The following is a 19,046-nucleotide window of genomic DNA, read 5'->3' on the forward strand; positions in this document are numbered from 1 at the left end:
CGTTCCGGCCTTCTTCGGGCCAGCCCTCGACCATCCGGCTCCGGCTGGCTACGTTGGAAGCATGGCTATTGATGACGAGGTACAACAGAACCGAACCCGGCTTCTGGCCATTGTGAGCGGGCAGGTCCAAGGGGTCGGCTTCCGCTACTGGACGCGGGAACAGGCCGAGCAGCTTGACCTGCACGGTGCCGCCATGAACCAGCCCGACGGCTCCGTCAAGATCGTCGCCGAGGGCCTGAAGGCAGCGGTCGAGGATTTCCTGGCGCGGCTGGATTCGGGCAACAGCCCCGGGCAGGTTCAAAATATCGACGCCACGTATTCACGGGCCACCGGAGAGTTCACGCGCTTCGGGGTCGGTTAGCCGGATGCTCTGGCACTTCGGTTGGGCCCGTGGCACGCTGAATGTGCGGAAGCACTTGGAGCACAACTAGCTACGGAGACTTGCATCGTGAAATCTACATCCAACCTTCTGACCATCGGGCTTGCTACCGTGGCCCTCGGTTTGAGTGCGTGCGGCGCTCCCGAGGGCGCCGGCGAAGGGCCGGGAGTCGGGCCGGCGACGGAAACCTTTTCGCCGGAGGCATCCGAAAGCGCCGGAAGTGCTTCTGCGATGCCCACGGGAGAGCTTGGCTCGGGCACCTTTGCCGAGTATTCCGAAGGGGCGGTCGCGGTGACCTACAACCCGTCCAGGGTGCCCGAAGGTTCCTCGGCACAGGTCGACCTGGAGGAGGCCGAGGGCAGCACCACCGTGTCCCTGTCCGTCGAAGGACTGGAGCCGGACATGATGTACGGCGCCCATGTCCATGTAGGCGCCTGCGGCGAGGATCCGGACGACGCCGGCCCTCACTACCAGAACGAGCAGGACCCCGAGACCCCGTCCACGAACCCGCAGTACGCCAATCCGGAGAACGAAATCTGGCTGGACTTCAGCACGGATCCCGAAGGCAATGCCAAAGCTCAAAGCAGTGTTGACTGGCAGCTGAGGGAGGGCGAGGGCCGCTCCGTGGTCATCCACGCCATGCACACCAAAACGGAAGAAGGCGAAGCCGGCACCGCAGGCGACCGTCTGGCCTGCATCACCATCCGCTGACGCTAACGCCTACGGCAGGCTCACGCAGGCCAACAGGTCGCCGTCGGCGTCCAACCCGCCGATGTCCCCCATTGTCGGGTGGTAGTACTCAAACCAGGTTTGGGCTTCAGCGTGCGTGCCGAAGTCCGAACAGTTCACGCTGCGTGCAGGTGCAGGCAGCGGGCCGGTGCCGCCCGGTGCTGCGTTGCCCCCTTCCGGCGCGGGCGTCCGTGCCGGGGCACTGGCGGTGGGTGCCCTAGCCGCCGGAGCCCCCGCCTGGGCGAGGGGTTCCTCCACGAGGGCTGAACCGGCAGCAGCTTCATCCGGGCAGTCGGCCAGGATCCGTTCCATCGCGTCATGCTCTGCCATCGTCACCCAGAGCGAGTAGGCGGCCTTGACCGAGATCTGCCGGGAGACGTAAGCGCACCGGAAGGACTTGTTCTGCGGCAGCCAGGTGGCGGCGTCGCCGTCGGACTTCTGGCTGTTCATCCGGTGAGTCGTCGCCAACAGGTTCAGCGGATCGTTCGCCAGCAAGGTGCGCTGTTCAAGGGTCAGCTGCTGCGCGCCCTTCTGCCAGGCATCGCTGAGCGCCACCACGTGGTCCACCGGGACCAGCGCGCTGGTCTCCTGGCCGCGGGTGAATTCCACCGTCCGCCCCGAGTACGGATCCTGGAGCACGCCGCTGATCACGCGGCAGGATTCGTTATTGCGGAAAGTGGGCGAGCCCAGATCGCGCGCGAGGATGTCGTTCCGGGTGTCGCAGCCGTTGCGGTCCACGTCCGCCCAGGCCTGCCCGAATTCGTCGCGGTCATACCCGGTCTTCGGTGCGCGGCCCTTGATCGGCAGGGTTTCCAGCAGCGCGAGCGCGGCAATATCGGGCTCCTGCCGGTCCGGCGGCTCGGCCGGTTCCGGTTCGGGGCTTGGCTCCGGAGCAGTCGCCTTCGCCGGCGCCGGACCCTCTGTCGCGGAAGGCTCAGCCGACGACGACGGCGTTGGCACCGCCGCTGCCGATGTTTGGCTTGGCACCGGGCTGCTGTGGCCCCTGCTTTCCTCCGCGTCCGCCGACGTTCCAGCGATCAGCCAGAGAACCAGCAGCACAACGATAAGAAAACCGGCCGCGATGAACCGCCGACGTGGCCTCACGGCCGCTTGCTTCTCCCCCACGGAACTCTTCCCCCAACTCATACGGACTTCCCCTACACAGTACCGCGCGGTTCCGACAATCTTCGGGGACTAGGCCCACTCCTTCGGGGTCAATCAGCCGCCGCCGGCCCCCGCGGGGCAGGCGCGCGGTTAGACTCGGATCAAGCACTGTCAGCACGAAACCTGAGGACGCACATGACCGAGCCATCGCACACGTCCCGGCGCGCCGCCGTCGTGCTTAATCCCATCAAGCCGACCACCGTGGACATCCGGGATCTGGTGTCAAAAATCAGTGCAGACGAGGGGTGGGACGAGCCGCTCTGGCTGGAAACCACCAAGGAAGACCCGGGCCACGGCATGGCTCAGCAGGCTCTGGACGAGGGCGTGGATCTGGTGATCGCTGCCGGTGGCGACGGAACGGTTCGCTGCGTCGCCGAAGAACTTGCCGGCACTGACACGCCGCTGGGGCTGCTGCCCTTGGGAACCGGAAACCTGCTGGCGCGCAACCTCGATCTTGACGTCGATGACCCCGAGGGCTCCGTACGGGTCGCCATCACCGGCACCGAACGCCGTCTTGACGTCGTCCATGTGACGGTCGACCGCGCCATCGAGGCGCACGTTTTCCTGGTCATGGCGGGCCTGGGCTTCGATGCGGCGATGATGGGCGACACCCGCGACGACCTCAAGGACAAGGTCGGCTGGCTGGCCTACGTAGACGCTGGAATCCGCAATCTGCCCGGCAAGCCGCAGCGGACCAAGATCACCATCGACGGCGGAAAGCCCATCGGCCGCCGGCTACGCAGCGTCATGGGCGGCAATTGCGGCAAAATCATGGGCGGGCTGGAAATCTTCCCCGGGGCCAAGATCGACGACGGGCTGCTGGAAATCATGACCGTGGCACCGCACGGGACGTTCGGCTGGCTTGGGGTGGCCGCCAAGTTACTCCGGCGAGGCAAAGGCAAGGACCCTTCGATCGAGTATTTCCAGTGCAAGTCCGCCGTGATTGAAACGCAGGAACCGCAGGACATCGAGATCGACGGCGACTATCTGGGCAAGGGCACGCATATCGCCATGCGCGTTGAACCCAACTCCCTGCGGGTGCGGATGCCGTACGGCAAGAAGGATCCGGCCATCCTGACCAGCCCCGAGCCCTAAGCTGCCCGGCTGGGCTCAGGCAGCGGGACGATGCTCTTCGAGCAGCCGGACGGCCATCTTCCGGGCACGGCTGGCCGCCTGCCGGTCCCCTTCGGCGGCCAGAATGATGGAGCCCTTCATCAGCAGGTGCCAGGAGTTGGCAAACGCTTCGGTGTCGGCCAGACCCGCCTCATCGCCCCACCGCCGCAACTGGTTGCGGATCCTGCCCAGATACTCAACGCAGGCTTGGCCTAGCGGATGGCCTGCACCCATCTCCAAGAGCACGTTGACGAAGGAACAGGCTTCAAAATCCTCGCGCTGGAACCACTCATCGAAGACGTCAAAAACGGCCAGCAGCCGCCGTTCCGCAGTGTCGCCTCTACGCATGGCTTCGGCGACCACGTAGCCCGTGGTCCACACATGGTCCCTGCGTTCCAGGAACGCCAGCGCCAGGTCGTCCTTGGAGGGGAAATGGCGGTAGAAGGTGGCCTTGGCCACGCCGGATTCGCGGATCAGCTCGTCAACGCCGACGTCCCGGATGCCCCGCCGCGAAAACAGCTTGTAGGCAGCGGTGAGGATCCGCTCCCTTGGATCAAGGCGAACGACGGCGGGTGCCCCGGTTTCGGCACGACCATCAGCATCGATCCGTAGTGTCATGGAACACATTGTAGCGGGTAGACAGACCTGTCTTTCTTTCCGGCACCCAATATGAAAGACTGATCCTGCAGCGCGCGGCTTGCCGCCCGAACCCCCAACCGGGCGCCCCGCGCGTAAGCCCTCGGCAGAGACCCCCAACTTCTGCCGAGGGCTCTCTGCTTTAACCGGATGCTTGTCTTCCCACGGGCGGGAAGAGGACCATGTAAGTAGGGCTTGCGAAGAGAGTCCTTGCCGATTTCGATCCGTTTCAGTAGACGCTGATGTATGGGCACAGATCACCCGGTCCATCAGCGGCCACCTGCAATGACCGGGCACCGCCCGCCCATTGCAATTTCGCTCGACGTAACCACAAAAGGCAACGTCATCAGAAAAGGAAAGTTGTCATGCCCGAGTTCATGGATGTGCATCACAACATGGTTGGCATCACCGCAGAGGCACTCAAGGAGGCCCATAACGCGGACCTTGCCATTCAGGATGATGAAAAGGTGGAATTCAAAAAGGCGTGGGCCGATCCGGAGAGCGGGGTTGTCTACTGCCTCTCCGAAGCACCGTCGGCCGAAGCCGTCCAGCGTATCCACGAGCGCGCCGGCCATCGCGCCGACGAAGTGCACCCTGTACCGCTCGTCGTCTGAGGTCCTTGCCAGCGCATTAAACAGAGGAACCGCTCCCACTGGGGGAACGGTTCCTCTACGTTTGGCTCTTTCAATGACCCGCGGACTATGCCTTGACCGCGAGGACCGGGCACTCTGCCTGCAGCAGGATCCGTTGCGCGGTGCTGCCCATGATCAGCTTGCCCACCGGAGTCCGCTTGCGCAGCCCGATCACGATCAAGTCCGCCCGATGCGTTTCCGCCGCATCGAGCACCTCATCCGCAGCATCGTTCCCGCCCATGGGCTGAAGCAGGATGTGTTCCACCCCGGAGGCCGCCAGCCGGCTGTCCAGCGCTTGGGCAGCATCGGACTGGACAAACCGCTGGTCCACGAAGACGTCCCCGCGGGTCGAGTTCACTACGACCAGCGGCGCTTTGGCGTTGGCCGCTTCGCTGATGGCCCGTTCCAGTGCGGCTTCGCCTTCCGGCGTGGGGATGTAGCCCACCACTATGCTCATGATCGCTCCCGTTCATTTTGGATCTTGTCGGAGCGGTGGCGCCCTGCGGGTTCCGCGGGATCGCCGCCGCTGCTGCCGGCATGCTCCGGCAGGGCACTGCCCGTGTCCTTGTCATGCTCCTTGTCATGGTCACTGTCATTGTCGCCGTTGGCATAACCATTGGCCACGCCGCCGTCGTCGTCGGTTGCAGCGGTTTCATCCGGAGTCTGCGGGACGTTGCCGAGGAGGACCGACTCCGGCCGGCGTTTGCGGATGATCTTCAGTGCCAGCGGTGCGAGCAGTACCAGTGCCACGATGATGTAAACAACGACGGCGACCGGCTCGCTCCACAGGCCGGAGATGTCTCCGGCGCTCAGCTGCAGCGTGGTGCGCAGCGACTCCTCGGCGCGCGGGCCGAGGATGAGGCCGATAACCAGGGGCAGCACCGGCATCCCGTAGCGTCGCATGGCGAAGCCGAGCAGGCCGAGCAGCAGCAGGATCACCAGGTCGAATGCCTGCAGGTTGACTGCGTAGGCGCCCAGGGTAGCGAAGAACAGGATGCCGGCATAGAGGTAGGGGCGCGGCAGCTGCAGCAGCTTGGCCCAGACCGGCGCCAGCGGCAGGTTGATCAGCAGCAGCAGGGTGTTGCCGATGAACAGGCTGGCGATCAGCGCCCACACCAGCTGCGGCTCGCTGTCAAAGAGCAGCGGTCCGGGCTGGATGCCGAACTGGATGAAGGCAGCCAGCATGACGGCTGCTGTGGCGTTCGTCGGCAGGCCCAGGGCCAGCAACGGAGTCAGGGTACCGGCGGCCGAGGCATTGTTGGCTGCCTCGGGGCCGGCAACTCCCTCGATCGCGCCGTGGCCGAATTCCTCCGGGTGCTTGGAGAGCTTCTTCTCCGTGACGTAGGAGAGGAACGTGGGAATCTCGGCGCCGCCGGCCGGCAGGGCGCCGAACGGGAAACCGTAGGCGGTACCGCGCAGCCAGGGCTTCCAGGACCGCTTCCAGTCCTGCTTGCCCATCCAGGGCCGGCCCACCGGAATGGTTTGCATTGGCTTGCGCCGCAGATGCGCGGCGATCCAGAGGGCTTCGCCCACCGCGAAGATCGCGACGGCGACAACCACGATGTCCAGCCCGTCCACCAGCAGCGGCTGGCCGAAGATGAGGCGCTGCTGCCCGGTGACCGGGTCCGCGCCGACCAGGCCGATGGCCAGGCCGATACCGAGGGCGGAAAAACCGCGCAGCTTGGAACCACCGAGCACTGCGGTCACAGCAATGAGGGCCAGGACAATGATGGCCAGATAACTGGGGTCGCCGAGGCTGACGGCGAAGTCCACCACAACCGGGGCGCAGGCCACGAGCAGGGCGGTGCCGATGGTGCCGGCAACGAAGGAGCCGATGGCGGCTGTCGCCAGCGCCTGTGCGGCCCGGCCGGACTTGGCCATCTTGTGGCCTTCGATCGCGGTGATGACCGTGGACGATTCGCCCGGGGTGTTCAGCAGGATCGAGGTGGTGGATCCGCCGTACATGCCGCCGTAGTAGATGCCGGCGAACATGATGAACGCACTGGTCGGCTCCAGCGAGTAGGTGACCGGCAACAGCAGGGCCACCGCCATGGCAGGTCCGATGCCGGGCAGCACGCCGACCGCGGTACCCAGCAGCACGCCGATGAAGGCGTACAGCAGGTTGATCGGCGTTGCCGCCGTCGAGAATCCCTGCATCAGCAGGTCGAATGTCTCCATTTAGAGCACTCCTTCCAAGAGCCCGGCCGGCAGTTTGATGCCCAGGCCGAGGTAGAACCCGTAGAAGGTACCCACGGCCATGACCACGGAGATGACGGCGTCACGGATATAGCGGCGGCTGCCCAGCGCCCAGACACTGCCCCAGAAGAGGAGGGTTCCGGAGATGACCCAGCCGACGGTGTCGATCAGGGCTATGTTGAGCACGAAGGCGCCCAGCAGCGGCACGACTGTACGCCAGTCGGTGGGATGCGTCAGGTCCACGTCTTCGCCGCCCTCGGCTTCGCCGTGGCCGCCACGCAGCACGTTGATGGCCAGCAGCACGGCACAGACCAGCAGCAGTGCCCCGACGATGTACGGCAGGGTCTTCGGGCCGACCGGGTCGGTCTGGGAATACGGGACGTTCAGGGACATCGCGTCGAGGATGACGATCACGCCGAACGCCCCGAGCAGGGCCGCGAGGCCCAGCTCGGAGCGGCCTTTGAGCCGGGAAACCAGCTTGTTCATGCAAGACCCAGTTCGGTCAGGACGTTGGCCACACGCTCATCCTGTTCCTTCAGGAAGGTACTGAACTCCTCGCCGGTGGCGAAGGCGTCGGTCCAGCCATTGGTTTCGAGGGCCTGCTGCCACTCGGGGGTGCCGTGCATCTTCTCCAGCGCGCCGATCCACTTCTGCTTGTCCTCTTCGCTGACGCCCGGAGGGGCAACGATGCCGCGCCAGTTGCTGAACACCAGATCGATGTTGGATTCCTGCAGGGTGGGGGCGTCGACGCCCTCGAGGCGCTCCTCGCCGCTGGTGGCCAGGACGCGGATCTCGCCGCTCTTGATCTGGTCGATGTACTCGCCGGCGCCGGAAGCGGCGAAGCCGAGCTTGTTGCCCAGGATGGCCGGCAGCAGGTCGCCGCCGCCGTCGTAGGACACGAAGTTCACGTCCTTCGGGTCGATGCCGACGGTCTGGGCCAGCTGCATCGGCAGCAAGTGGTCGGGGCCACCCGGCGAGGAGCCGCCGCCGACGCTGACCTTGGACGGGTCTTCCTTCCAGGCCTTCACCAGGTCGTCGATGGTCTTGTAGGGAGAATCCTTGGAGACCATGATGGCACCCGGCTCCTGGATCAGGCGGGCCAGCGGCGTGGTCTCGGTCAGCTTGGACTCGGAGTCGTTGGTGTAGCTCGCGCCCACAACGCCCAGGCCCATCAGCATGGCCAGGTCGCCGTTGCCTTCTTCGTTAACGGTGCGGGCCAGGCCTACGGTGCCGCCGGCACCGGCCAGATTGAAGACCTCCAGGTTGGAGGCGATGTCGGTTTCCTCCATCACCTTCGCGGCAACGCGGGCGGTGGTGTCGTAGCCGCCGCCGGGCGAGTTCGGGACCATGATCCGCAGGTCGGTGACCGGGCCTTCGGCAGCCGCCGAGGTGCCGCCGGCTTCGCCGCCGCTGGAACCGGTGACACCGCAGCCGGACGCTGCCAGGGCAATGCCTGCCGCCACGGCGGCCAGACGGAATGCGTTGAATCGACGCATGGGAATCCTCTTCTCATCAGGAGTACGAATAAGACCACGGTATGGGCAGCCGTGATGCCCGTCACGCTTGTGTTCTCAAAGAAAGTTGTGTTCATTGTGGTCACGCTCACATGCCGGGAATGGGCTGGATAATGGGTATAGTTCACCCGATCAACCGGGGACATGGATCGGGTCCGAGGTGGAAAGGATTCCAGTGCTCAAGCACGCCGGCAGGCTAACAAGACGACGCCGACGCATCACCCTGGCCGGTCAGTATCTGGTCCTGCAGTTGCTGATAGTGCTGGCCGTGCTGCTCGGCGTCATCGCCATCTCACTGGCTCAATCCGCGCAGGCTTTTGAACGCGTCGAAGGACGCCGGGCCCTCTCCGCCGCCGAAACCCTCGCGGCGATGCCTGCCGTGCGCTCGCTCCTCCCCGTCGCCGAACCGCGGTTGGGTTCCGCGCTGCCGGCGGTGGCCGAATCCGTCCGGACTGTCTCCGGTTCCACTTTCGCCATCCTGGCCAGGCCGGACCGCACCATCATCACCTCCCCCGATCCATCCCAGTTGGGCGAACTCCTGCCGCTGGGCGAGAGCAGCGTGCTCTCCGGGCGGTCCTGGACCGGGGCCGTCAACATGGACGGCACCACCTCGCTGGTGGCACATGTTCCGGTGCTCGACGACGGCGGGCAAACGGTGGGAATTGCCGCCGTCGGGCGTGAATACCCCTCCACCTGGGAGCGCCTGGGCCAGGCCGTCCCCAACCTGCTCACCTATCTGGGTGTCTCGCTTGCCCTCGGCACGGCCGGTTCCCTGCTGCTGGCGCGGCGCGTCAAACGCCAGACGCTGGGTCTGGAGCCGGAAGAGATCGCCGGGCTGGTGGAGCACCGCGAGGCCATGCTGCACGGGGTGAAAGAGGGGGTCATCGCGCTGGACCCGCAGCAGCGGATCACGCTGACCAATGACAGCGCGCGCCGGCTCCTTGGCCTGCCGCTGGACTGCGTTGGCCGCAATCTCGACGAGCTGGACCTGATGCCGCAGCTTCGCGAGGTGCTGACCCGCGACCAGGCGGACGCGGACCGGCTGGTGCTGGTCGGCGAGCGGGTGGTGGTCTTCAACCGCATGCCGATGCGCTCCCGCGGCAGGGTGATCGGTTCCGTCACCACCCTGCGCGACCGCACCGAACTCTCCTCTCTGGAAAAGGAGCTGGGCGCCACCCGCACCACCACGGACACTCTGCGCGCCCAGACCCACGAGTTCGCCAACCAGCTGCACACCATCTCCGGCCTGATCCAGCTCGGCGAGTATGACGAAGTGATCAACTTTGTCGATGGCGTCAGCCTCAGCCGCACCCGGCTCTACGATGACGTCACCAGCCGCGTCCAGGATCCGGCGGTGGCAGCCCTCCTGATCGCCAAGGCCAGCCTCGCTGCCGAACGCAATGTTGCGCTCGAACTGGCCGAAGGGTCCGGTCTGGGCCGGGCGGATGATGAGCTGTCCCGGGACCTGACTACCGTCGTCGGCAATTTGGTGGACAACGCCCTCGACGCCGTTGCCGGCACTCCCGCCGCTAACGTCCGGATCCTCCTCGAGGACAAAGCCGACGAGGTTCTGGTCATGGTGAAGGACTCCGGCCCGGGCGTGGCCGTGCAGTCCCTGGAGGACATCTTCACGCAGGGTTTCACCACCAAAACGTCACAGAACGACGGCGGACGCGGCTTCGGTCTCGCGCTGACCCGGTTAGTATGTCTGAGGCGGAACGGCGAAGTGAGCGTCCACAACGACGGCGGCGCCGTGTTCACCGCCCGCCTCGGAAAGCGGAGCCCACAGTCATGATCAAGGTACTTATTGTCGACGACGACTTCATGGTCGCGAAGGTCCACGCCGGCTTTGTCCGGCAGACGACCGGGTTCGCCGTCGTCGGCGTTGCCCACACCGGCGCCCAAGCGCTCGTGGAGGCCAAACGACTCCAGCCCGATCTGGTCCTGCTGGACATCCACTTGCCGGACATCAGCGGGTTGGACCTGCTGCAGCAGCTTCGCGAAGAGGTACCTGAGCTGGACGTGCTGGTGATCAGCGCGGCCCGCGAGGTGGACACCGTGCGCCGGGCGCTGCGTGGCGGCATTGTGCACTACCTGATGAAGCCGTTCTCCAACGAGGACCTGCGTGAGCGGCTCGAACACTACCAGCAGGCCTACCGCCCGCTCGCCTCGTCCAAGAGCACCGCCGAGCAGGCGGACGTGAACCGGGTCTTCGGCGTGAGCCGGTCCGAGCGGCCGCTGCCCAAGGGGTGCAGCGTCGAGACCCTGCGTCTGGTCGAGCAGCTCCTGCGGGACACCGGAACCGATCTTTCGGCCAGCGAAGCCGCGGACCGGCTGGGCACGTCCCGGGTCAGCGCCCGGCGTTACCTCGAGTACCTCAGCGATGACGGGCGCGTGGAGGTCCAGCTCCGCTACGGCGGGGTCGGCCGCCCCGAACGCCGGTACGCCTGGCGTTCCTGAGGAGTAAACTTTCGGCCATGACAAGTACGAACACGGTGTTCGGCTGGGCTTTCGGCGACGGCGCCCGTGCCGACGACAAGGATTACCTGGCAAGTCTCCGTCAGGATTCCCTCGAGAACGCGCGGCAGGAAGCAGCCCGGAAGGGAGTGGATGTGGTTCCGGACTCGGCCGACTTCACGCTGGTCTCGGACGAGGATTCACTGATCGATCTGGGTGAAGCCGGGCAGAACCGGATTGTCATGCGCTGCACGGTCGATGTGACGGGCGCGGGTGCCGGACAGCTGCGGGCCGAGGGGCCGATGAACGGCTAAGACGCCGTCATCCGGAGGATCCGGACGCGGATGTCCAAGGTAACGGCAGAAGAAGACGGCCGTCCCCCAGCCCACTGCGAGGACGGACAGCCCGGCACTGTCCACGGAGCCGGCGCTGGCAGGATAGAGAAGCCAGGTGGCTCCCAGCACCACCGAACTGATCCAGCAGCTGGTGCCGAGCAGGGTGCGGCCCGGGGCCCAGAAGGTCATGACCAGAACGGCCAGCGAGAGGTACAGGCCGAGCGCGGCCTGCACAGGCCAGTGGGTCAGCCCCCAGGTGATGTCGTCTTCGATGCCCGGCGTTTGTGAGAGCTCCACCGCCGTTGCCGCATACGCCCACCAGAACGGAACCCCAACCAGGCCGAGCAAGAGCAGCGGACCACTGGGATCCAGCGCCGACGTCGCCCGACGGCGACGAGGTTGGCGGCCGGTGGTGCCGGGGCTGCTGCCGGAGGTACTTCTTCTGTCGTGCCGCCCTGCGACGGAACTGAGCACGGTCATGGGGATGAGGATGGCCGCCACTACCAGCGGCGACGTGTCATACGTGAAGATCCAGGCCAGCAGCAGTGCTGCCGCGGTGGTCCAGAGCTGGACTAAGGCTGGGGCCGGTTCCTGCGGCCGGGCGGCTATGGCCAGGAAGGCGCCGCTGATCACGAACGTGAAGAGCACGCCCCAGCTGGCCTCCAGTCCCATGACGGCGGCGAAGCCTTCGTTGGCGCTGAAGACCGTGAGCAGATCGACGATCCCGAAGAACGCCACCGCCCAGAACAGCACTGCCAACCCCGCCCAGATACGGGCACCGGCGACCATAGACAAAAGTCTATCGCCGCCGGTGCGTCCGTGGAGAGCTACTTGACGTTGGCCTTCAGGCAGGAGACCGAGCGCTCCCAGGCCAGCTTCGCTTCCTCGGGGCGGTAGTTGCCCTGCGGGTTTTCGTCATTATGGAAGGCATGCGGGGCGTCGTAGTAGAAGAACTCCACCTTGGCCCCGGACTCGCGGCGGATCTGCTCTTCCTGCGCCCGCGCCTTCTCAACCGGGTAGGACGAGTCCTGCTCGCCGTAGTGCCCCTGCACGAAGGCCCGCACTCCGGTGTAGGAGTCCGGCACAGCCTGTCCCACCCCGTAGAACGGCACGGCCGCGCCGATCCGCTCGCCCTGCTGTGCGGCGAGTGCCAGGACAAAACCCCCGCCCATGCAGAAGCCGATGGCGCCCACGGTGGAACTGGTCACCGTGTCGCTGGCCAGCAGGTAATCCACCGCGCCGGCGAGCAGGCGTGCGCCCTCTTCCTCCGGAAGCTTGGACATCATCTTGCCTGCTTCCTTGCCATCGTGCGTGATCCAGCCGCCGTAGAGATCGGGGGCCAGCGCGACAAAGCCTTCGGCGGCGAGCCGATCCGCCACATCGCGGATGTGGTCCGTCAGCCCCCACCACTCCTGGATAACGATGACGCCCGGCCCCTTGCCGGACGCGGGCAGGGCCAGATAGCCATGGGCTTCTCCGCCGGCCGATGCAAAGCTGACGTTCTGGTGCGGGGTCTTCTCAGCCAAACTTCCTCCTATTGTCGGATTCATCGAAATGTCGGTTAGTCGATTAGTCGACCCACGGTCCAGTGTAGGTTCCGCCGGTTTGGCCACACGGGCTTAGTTTCCGCCAACAGCCTCAAGGAAGTCTTCCACCATGGGCGCTCCGGTGACGGCACCGAGATCTCCGTCCTCCACGAAAACCGCCAGCGCCAGGTCGCCCTGGCCTGCGATCACCCACGAGTGCGTCTGCAGCGGGTCCTCGCTGCCGTATTCGGCTGTGCCGGTCTTGCCGATCACCGGCTCCCCCGGCAGGTCGGCAAGGTTGGCCAGATAACCATCGACGACGGCGGAGCGCATCATGCCGGTCAGCTGGTCCGCTTCCTCCTTGGTGAGTTTCGGGACGTCAGGCAGCTCCGCCTCGGCGTCGTGCCCCTTGACCAGTTGCGGGACGACAACCTCGCCCTTGACCACGGACGCCATCATGGTGGTCAGCGCCAGCGGCGAAGTCTGGACGCGGCTCTGGCCGATCATCGATGCGGCATGGGCCGTTCCCTCTGTATCCTCGCGGGGAACGTTGCCCATGAACGCTTCCAGGCCAAGGTTGGCGTTCATTCCGATGCCGAGCGCCCCTGCGGCGTCTGCCAGCTCGTCCTGGGGCAGGTTCTCGTACTGGGAGACGAACGCGGTATTACAGGAATGGGCAATGGCTTCGGTCAGCGTGATCTCGCCCAGGAAGGCTGCCGGGTAGCCGTCGGCATTTTCGAAGGTGCGCCCGTCGGCAACAAATTCCGCCGCGCACGTCACGGAGGATTCCGGCGTCATGCCCTGGCGAAGCAGCCCCAGAGCCGTGGCGATCTTGAACGTGGAGCCGGGTGCGTACTGGCCCAGGAAGGCAGTGTTGTAACCGTTGCTGTCCGGACCGTTGGCCGCGGCCAGGATCTCCCCGGTGGACGGGCGCATGGCCACGATGGAACTGGGCGATTCAACGTCTGCCAGCACTTCCTCCGCGGCCCGCTGCATGTCCGGCTCCAGGCTGATCTGGACGTCCTGTCCGTTCTCGGGCTCAATGCTGAACAGCTCCCGCGGCGGCGCGGCTTCCGCTTCGGTCGCACCTTCGCCGTCGTTCTCTGTCTCTTCAGCGGCTGCGACGGCGGAAATGGTCAGGCCCGGCGTGCCGGACAGGTCATCGTTGTAGGCGGCCTGCAGGCCGGATGCTCCCACCATCTCGCCCGGGACGATTTTGCCTTCGGACTTTTCGATGTCCTCGGCCGATGCCTCGCGCACAGTTCCCAGCACTGCCGCCGCGAAGTCGCGCGAGGGCGCCAGCGGCAGTTCGTCTTCGAGGGCGGCCGAACCGTCAATGGATTCCAGCCGGTTTTGGTCCAAGTCCTCGAAGGCGGGCTCGCGCAGCGTGATGGCGTCCACGAAGGCTTCCGGCCCGTAGGCCTCGACCTTCGACTGGTAGTCGCCGGCATCGATGTCCACCAGTTTGGCCAACTGCTGCGCGGAGGCCTTGGCTTCGGCCGCGCTCAGCCCGGACTTGTCGATACCGACCACCCGGACCGGCCGCTCGGTCACCAAGGGTTCGCCGTCGGCGTCGAGAATGTCGCCACGCTCCGGTTCGGCGGTGGTCTTCGCCAGCCGCTCGCCTTCAGCCAGGGACGGTTCCACGATGGTCGGTGACCACACGACTTGCCAGCTGTCGCCCGCGCGGGCGAGCTCCGCCGTCGTTGTGTAGGTCCATTTCTGTTCCGAGTCCGGGATGGTCCATACGTAGGACAGCGTGGCAGTAGTGCGGTCGTCTTGGACCTCGCCTACCTCGGCCACCGAGACCTCAGGCACGAGCGGATCCATGCCTTCCAGGACGCCGGCCAATTCCGCTTGGACATCCGCCCCGGTGGCGCCGGAGAAGGCAATGCTCTCAACGTTCTTTGCGCTCAGGCCCTCCGCGAGTGCGGCGGCGGTCGCCTGCGCCTCGTCCTTGCTCGGGGCGCAGGCGACCGCCGTGCCGACCAGCAATAGTGCCAAAACTGTTCCGAGTGCGCGCCGCAGCATGTTCCCCCTGTTGTCCAGTGACCTTTAGCGAACTTATAAGCGTGCGGCGGATATGTCGAGTGCAACGGAAAGTTATGGGGATCCGGTTGGTTATTGGCGCAGGTTGGCGCTTGGTGCTGACCTTTGGGCCTGGAGTTACTAAGCTGGCTGAGTAATGCCACCGGATGTGGCATCCGACCGAAGGGAAAGAGCCATGACGGAACAGAATCTCCCCGACCCCGACCTCAACATCCAGGGCGAAGACCCTGTTATCCCCGACGAGGGCGTGGATGCCGTCCCGCCGGAACTGGTGGAAGGCGGCATCGACACCGAGGAAGAGGGAACGGTGGATGAAACCGTGTCGGACGAAATGGACAGCTACGACCGGACCGGCGGCGACAAGGGCGCACCCTTGAGTGAATTCGATCCCGGAAATTCCGAGCAGTAGCCGCGATCAGGAAGGTCCAGCCCATGATCCGTGACGAGAAGATCGGCGGATTCCTCGACCGCCTTGCCTCCGGCGAACCCACGCCGGGAGGCGGTGCGGCCGGGGCGCTGCAGGCGGCGCAAGGGGCGGCATTGCTGTCCATGGCGGCGAACTTCACCAGCGGGCCCGAGTACGCCGAGCATGCTGAGCGCACCGCGCGGATCCTCGCTGCGGCCCGGGACCTGATTCCGGCGGCATTGGAACTGGCAGATGCGGACGAACAGTCCTTCCACACGGTGGCCGATGCCTACGCACTTCCGGACGGAACCGACGAGGAGACGCAGGCCCGGACCCGGACCGTGCAGAAATCGCTGGCCCGGGCCGCCGAGCCGCCACGCAAACTGGTCGAGCTCGCCGGGGAGATCCTTCGGCTGGGGCAGGAGCTGGCCGGCTTTTCCAATCCCAACGTGCTCAGCGACATCGGCGCCGCCGCCGAGGCCGCGCGCGCCGCCGCTTCCTCCGGCCGCGTGACGCTGGAGATCAACATCGCGGACATCAAAGATCAGCAAACCCTGGCGGCACTGGAACCGGCCGTCGCAGAAGCGGGGCGGATCATCAACGGCTGCGAGGAACTCTCGGCCCGCATCCGCAGCCTGATCAACGGCCGCGGCGGGCCCTGACCACTTCCGGCCTAGAGGTGCGGGTACTCCGGCGACCGGTCCTGGAACGCAAGAATGGCAGGATTGCGGATTTCGCCGTCGCGAATCTCGATGGCGCGGCGGATGACCGGGTCCTCGTCCCAACTCGACGGGCCCGCCATGACGGTGCCGAGGAACGGCAGGACCGCCTGGCTGATCTCCCACGTGGCCGAATTCCACAGATAGGACGGGCTGTGGTCCACGCCGTAGTAGTTGATGTGGTCCCCGACCTCGAACATCGGCGAGGCGAACGTCGTCGGACGCGCCCAGCTGAACCCCATGCCCTCGTCGCAGGAGACGTCCACGATCAGGCTCCCCGGCGTGAAGGCGTCCAGATCCTCGGTCTGCAGGTAAATCAGCGGCGCGTTGGGATCCTGCAGCGTGCAGTTGACCACTATGTCGTTCTCGGCCAGGAACGGCGCCAGCGGCATCCGGCCCCGCGGCGTGATCACGTGGCTCAGGAACGGCGCATCCTGATCATGGTCGAACTGGACAATATCAACCGAGTGGATCGGCGAGCCGACGGCGGCGACACTTCGGCTGGTAAGCACCTGCACGCCGTGCACGCCGTGGGCATTGAGGGCTGTGACGGCCCCGCGGGCCGTGGCCCCGAATCCAATAACGACGGCGCGCAGCCGGCGCCCGTAGTCGCCGGTCGACCCGATCAACTGCAGTGCGTGCAGCACCGAGCTGTAGCCGGCCAACTCGTTGTTCTTATGGAAAACGTGCAGGCCGAACCCGCCGTCGCTGGTCCAGTGGTTCATCGCTTCGTAAGCGATGAGCGTCAGGCGTTTGTCGATGGCAAGCTGGGTGACGGCCCGGTCCTGGACGCAGTGCGGCCAGCCCCACAGGACCTGACCATCCCGCAATTCGGCGAGATCTTCGGGCTGGGGCTTCGGCAGCAGGACCACGTCGGATGACTCAATGAGCTCCGGGCGCGAGGTGATTCGGCCTACCAGCGGCTCCAGCTGCGCATCGGAGAGTCCGAACCGCTCGCCGTAGCCGTGCTCCAAGGTGATCCGGCTCCGGAGCGCAGGGTCTATCTGCTCAAAGTGGCGCGGGTGGATGGGCAGGCGCCGCTCGTCGGGCTTGCGGGTGGTGGACGGAATTCCCAGGCTCAGCTGGCTCACGGGGCTCAGTTTTTCTTGGCCTTCGTGAGCTTTTCCATTTCAGAGGCAGCGGCGGCGCCGGCCTTCTTATCGGTGCGCTTCTGCTTGATCGATTTGCCGGGCTTTTTGGACATGGACTGTCGCGGGGACTTGTCTGCCATTAGGGGTTTCCTTAATTGGAGCCGCAATGGCTCCGAGGTTCTGAGTTTACACGATGCCTAAAATCCGGGTCATGCATCGATTCACTTCGGAGCGGGAAACGCCAGCGATTCGATGGCGGTCCTGAATTCCCCCGAAGAGCCCGGTTTCCCTTGTGATCGACTGTGACCGGCCGTTGCGAAACGGCTACAACAGGGCCCTCGCGGGAGGCTCCAACCGGGCTTGCGTGCCCGATTTGAAGCACTTCTGAAATATCCCGTGACGGTTCGGAATCAGTATTGAAAGACAGGGATTAAACGGCTGGATAGCGTCATATTCTGGGAGCATCATTCGTGCAATTTGAAAGGCTTTCAGCCATGAAAAAACTGCATGCGTGGCTCGCGGTCATCATGTTGATCGTTGGACTGGGACTTGTCGCACCCAGCGCAGCCACTGCAGCACCTTACTGCGGCATTTCTTGGGGATCACTCGCTAAAACGTCTTCGGCCACGACCTACGGGCACCTGGCCAATGTGCGGGCAGGCAAGCACGCCTGCTTCGACCGTCTGGTGTTCGACATCAAGGGCAAGCGCGCCGGATACGACGTCCGCTACGCCTCGGTCTACACCGAAGGCAAGGGCGACCGTGTTCCGCTCCGGGGGACCGACCTGCGCATCATTGTCAAAGCCCCGGCATACGCCAACGGCAAGGCAACGTACCTTCCGCGCAACAAGTCCAACATTGTCAACGTCCAGGATTTCCGGACCTTCCGCCAGGTAGCGTGGGCCGGCAGCTTCGAGGGCCAGACGACCATCGGACTCGGCGTCCGGGCTCGGTTGCCGTTCCGCACCTTCACCCTCAATGGCCCGGGCTCGCAGACAAGGCTGGTGATCGATGTCGCCCACCGCTGGTAGGCACTAAAGAAACTAATCCATCCCGGCTATAACGGCAGCGGTGTCCCCGCAGGTGGCTATGCAAGGCGCATAATCCATCTGACGGGGACACCGTCGTTCCCGCTGTTAGGCAGCCATGACACATTTCGGAATATTGGCTCTGCCCGCCGGCGTTGTACGTGCTACCGTTCAGCGTTCCGGCCGTCAGCCGGCAGCACCACCGACATCTTCTAAGGGGTCCACCATGATTCGTCGCCGCCTCTCCCTGCTTGGCGCCTCCGCCGCGATCGCCCTCGCCGTTGTCGGTTGCGGATCTTCCACACCAGCGGAACCCGGTGCAACGTCTGCAGATGCCGGCCCCACCACCCTGCAGGAAATCCAGGATGCCGGCGTCATCACGGTCGGCACCGAGGGAACCTACAAGCCGTTCTCCTTCCACGAGGGCGGCGCCGGGGAGCTTACCGGTTTCGACATCGAAATCATCACCGCCGTGGCCGACAAGCTCGGCGTGGAAGCCCAGTTCGAAGAGACCCAGTGGGACGCGATCTTCGCGGGTCTGGAAGCCGGCCGCTTTGATGTGATCGCCAACCAGGTCTCCATCAATGAGGAACGCCAGGCCAAGTACGAATTCTCCGACCCCTACACCGTGAGCACGGGCGTGCTCGTGACCAAGGCGGACAACTCCGAGATCACCTCCTTCGCCGACCTCGAGGGCAAAACCACGGCGCAGTCCCTGACCAGTAACTGGTACACCCTCGCGCAGGAGTCCGGCGCGAATGTGGAAGCGGTTGAAGGCTGGGCCCAGTCCGTAACGCTGCTCGAGCAGGGCCGGGTGGACGCGACCATCAACGACAAGCTGACCTACCTGGATTACCAGAACACCAGCAACAACGAGAACATCAAGATCGCCGCCGAAACCGAGGAAGAGTCCCTGAGCGCGCTGGCGTTCAAGCAGGGGAGCACCGAGCTGGTCGACGCGGTGAACACCGCCCTCGAGGAACTGCGCGCGGAGGGCAAGCTGACGGAAATCTCCGAGAAGTACTTCGGCGAGGACGTTACGCAATAACGACGGCGGCGCAGGCCAAGGCAT

Annotated in this window: 22 protein-coding genes; 11 read left to right on the forward strand and 11 right to left on the reverse strand. The window is 65.2% G+C overall.

All coding sequences use genetic code 11. The annotated features are described in order from the left end of the window. The first annotated feature begins 61 nt into the window (after positions 1-61). Both B0G38_RS18910 and B0G38_RS18915 read left to right on the forward strand, forming a co-directional pair. Complete coding sequence (locus B0G38_RS18910; protein WP_264670868.1) at positions 62-361, forward strand: acylphosphatase; 300 nt, start codon at positions 62-64, stop codon at positions 359-361. An 87-nt stretch (positions 362-448) separates the two neighbouring features. After that, a complete protein-coding gene (locus B0G38_RS18915) occupies positions 449-1,090 on the forward strand; it encodes a superoxide dismutase family protein (RefSeq protein WP_264670869.1) in 642 nt (213 codons plus the stop codon). Positions 1,091-1,099: 9 nt separating this feature from the next. Here B0G38_RS18915 and B0G38_RS18920 read toward each other — a convergent pair whose 3' ends face one another. Then, the gene (locus B0G38_RS18920) at positions 1,100-2,212 is read right to left on the reverse strand and encodes an HNH endonuclease family protein (RefSeq protein ID WP_264670870.1); all 1,113 of its coding nucleotides are present in this window, start codon (positions 2,210-2,212) and stop codon (positions 1,100-1,102) included. Between the two features lie 195 nt (positions 2,213-2,407). Between B0G38_RS18920 and B0G38_RS18925 the strand changes: the two genes are divergently transcribed. Next, positions 2,408-3,367 (forward strand): diacylglycerol/lipid kinase family protein, encoded by a 960-nt coding sequence (locus B0G38_RS18925; RefSeq protein WP_264670871.1) that lies wholly within the window; start codon positions 2,408-2,410, stop codon positions 3,365-3,367. A gap of 15 nt (positions 3,368-3,382) precedes the next feature. Here B0G38_RS18925 and B0G38_RS18930 read toward each other — a convergent pair whose 3' ends face one another. After that, positions 3,383-4,003 (reverse strand): TetR/AcrR family transcriptional regulator, encoded by a 621-nt coding sequence (locus B0G38_RS18930; protein WP_264670872.1) that lies wholly within the window; start codon positions 4,001-4,003, stop codon positions 3,383-3,385. A gap of 383 nt (positions 4,004-4,386) precedes the next feature. Between B0G38_RS18930 and B0G38_RS18935 the strand changes: the two genes are divergently transcribed. Next, positions 4,387-4,635 (forward strand): SCO4226 family nickel-binding protein, encoded by a 249-nt coding sequence (locus tag B0G38_RS18935; RefSeq protein ID WP_264670873.1) that lies wholly within the window; start codon positions 4,387-4,389, stop codon positions 4,633-4,635. 85 nt (positions 4,636-4,720) lie between these two features. Here the strand turns inward: B0G38_RS18935 and B0G38_RS18940 are convergent, their stop codons facing one another. The 4 genes from B0G38_RS18940 to B0G38_RS18955 are packed head-to-tail and all read right to left on the reverse strand — an operon-like array spanning position 4,721 to position 8,345. Continuing rightward, positions 4,721-5,110 carry a universal stress protein gene (locus tag B0G38_RS18940; RefSeq protein ID WP_264670874.1) on the reverse strand — a complete coding sequence of 130 codons (390 nt, stop codon included), beginning with the start codon at positions 5,108-5,110 and terminating at the stop codon, positions 4,721-4,723. Continuing rightward, positions 5,107-6,831 (reverse strand): tripartite tricarboxylate transporter permease, encoded by a 1,725-nt coding sequence (locus B0G38_RS18945; RefSeq protein ID WP_264670875.1) that lies wholly within the window; start codon positions 6,829-6,831, stop codon positions 5,107-5,109. The genes B0G38_RS18940 and B0G38_RS18945 overlap by 4 nt, the downstream gene beginning before the upstream one ends. Then, positions 6,832-7,335: a tripartite tricarboxylate transporter TctB family protein gene (locus B0G38_RS18950; protein ID WP_264670876.1), complete on the reverse strand. Its 504-nt coding sequence runs from the start codon at positions 7,333-7,335 to the stop codon at positions 6,832-6,834. Then, positions 7,332-8,345, reverse strand: coding sequence for a Bug family tripartite tricarboxylate transporter substrate binding protein (locus B0G38_RS18955; protein WP_264670877.1), 1,014 nt, complete (start codon positions 8,343-8,345; stop codon positions 7,332-7,334). The genes B0G38_RS18950 and B0G38_RS18955 overlap by 4 nt, the downstream gene beginning before the upstream one ends. Before the next feature lie 235 nt (positions 8,346-8,580). Here B0G38_RS18955 and B0G38_RS18960 point away from each other — a divergent pair, with 235 nt between their 5' ends. From B0G38_RS18960 to B0G38_RS18970, 3 genes are read left to right on the forward strand one after another with little or no spacing between them, the layout of a single operon-like run. Continuing rightward, positions 8,581-10,158 carry a sensor histidine kinase gene (locus tag B0G38_RS18960; protein ID WP_264670901.1) on the forward strand — a complete coding sequence of 526 codons (1,578 nt, stop codon included), beginning with the start codon at positions 8,581-8,583 and terminating at the stop codon, positions 10,156-10,158. Continuing rightward, entirely contained in the window at positions 10,155-10,823 is a 669-nt protein-coding gene (locus B0G38_RS18965) for a response regulator (RefSeq protein WP_264670878.1), read from the forward strand. Before B0G38_RS18960 ends, B0G38_RS18965 begins: the two co-directional genes overlap by 4 nt. Before the next feature lie 17 nt (positions 10,824-10,840). Then, on the forward strand, positions 10,841-11,134 hold the full coding sequence (locus B0G38_RS18970; RefSeq protein ID WP_264670879.1) for a hypothetical protein: 294 nt from the start codon (positions 10,841-10,843) through the stop codon (positions 11,132-11,134). Here the strand turns inward: B0G38_RS18970 and B0G38_RS18975 are convergent. The 3 genes from B0G38_RS18975 to B0G38_RS18985 form a co-directional block, all read right to left on the reverse strand. Beyond that, positions 11,021-11,944, reverse strand: a complete 924-nt coding sequence (locus B0G38_RS18975) for a hypothetical protein (RefSeq protein WP_264670880.1) — start codon at positions 11,942-11,944, stop codon at positions 11,021-11,023. The genes B0G38_RS18970 and B0G38_RS18975 overlap by 114 nt on opposite strands. A gap of 38 nt (positions 11,945-11,982) precedes the next feature. Continuing rightward, positions 11,983-12,681, reverse strand: a complete 699-nt coding sequence (locus B0G38_RS18980; RefSeq protein ID WP_264670881.1) for a dienelactone hydrolase family protein — start codon at positions 12,679-12,681, stop codon at positions 11,983-11,985. A gap of 93 nt (positions 12,682-12,774) precedes the next feature. Continuing rightward, positions 12,775-14,685, reverse strand: a complete 1,911-nt coding sequence (locus B0G38_RS18985; protein WP_264670882.1) for a penicillin-binding transpeptidase domain-containing protein — start codon at positions 14,683-14,685, stop codon at positions 12,775-12,777. A gap of 220 nt (positions 14,686-14,905) precedes the next feature. Between B0G38_RS18985 and B0G38_RS18990 the strand changes: the two genes are divergently transcribed. Together B0G38_RS18990 and B0G38_RS18995 are read left to right on the forward strand one after the other, a co-directional pair. Beyond that, positions 14,906-15,139 carry a hypothetical protein gene (locus B0G38_RS18990; RefSeq protein WP_139004397.1) on the forward strand — a complete coding sequence of 78 codons (234 nt, stop codon included), beginning with the start codon at positions 14,906-14,908 and terminating at the stop codon, positions 15,137-15,139. A 23-nt stretch (positions 15,140-15,162) separates the two neighbouring features. After that, a complete protein-coding gene (locus tag B0G38_RS18995; RefSeq protein WP_264670883.1) occupies positions 15,163-15,798 on the forward strand; it encodes a cyclodeaminase/cyclohydrolase family protein in 636 nt (211 codons plus the stop codon). 11 nt (positions 15,799-15,809) lie between these two features. Here the strand turns inward: B0G38_RS18995 and B0G38_RS19000 are convergent, their stop codons facing one another. Both B0G38_RS19000 and B0G38_RS19005 read right to left on the reverse strand, forming a co-directional pair. Further along, entirely contained in the window at positions 15,810-16,955 is a 1,146-nt protein-coding gene (locus tag B0G38_RS19000; protein ID WP_264670902.1) for a N(5)-(carboxyethyl)ornithine synthase, read from the reverse strand. Further along, positions 16,952-17,086: a hypothetical protein gene (locus B0G38_RS19005; protein WP_264670884.1), complete on the reverse strand. Its 135-nt coding sequence runs from the start codon at positions 17,084-17,086 to the stop codon at positions 16,952-16,954. The genes B0G38_RS19000 and B0G38_RS19005 overlap by 4 nt, the downstream gene beginning before the upstream one ends. Before the next feature lie 354 nt (positions 17,087-17,440). Between B0G38_RS19005 and B0G38_RS19010 the strand changes: the two genes are divergently transcribed. After that, positions 17,441-17,977, forward strand: a complete 537-nt coding sequence (locus B0G38_RS19010; RefSeq protein WP_264670885.1) for an AMIN-like domain-containing (lipo)protein — start codon at positions 17,441-17,443, stop codon at positions 17,975-17,977. 223 nt (positions 17,978-18,200) lie between these two features. Next, positions 18,201-19,022 (forward strand): amino acid ABC transporter substrate-binding protein, encoded by an 822-nt coding sequence (locus B0G38_RS19015; protein WP_264670886.1) that lies wholly within the window; start codon positions 18,201-18,203, stop codon positions 19,020-19,022. Positions 19,023-19,046: the final 24 nt, after the last annotated feature.

The organism is Crystallibacter permensis, from assembly GCF_025960875.1.
GTDB lineage: Bacteria > Actinomycetota > Actinomycetes > Actinomycetales > Micrococcaceae > Crystallibacter > Crystallibacter permensis.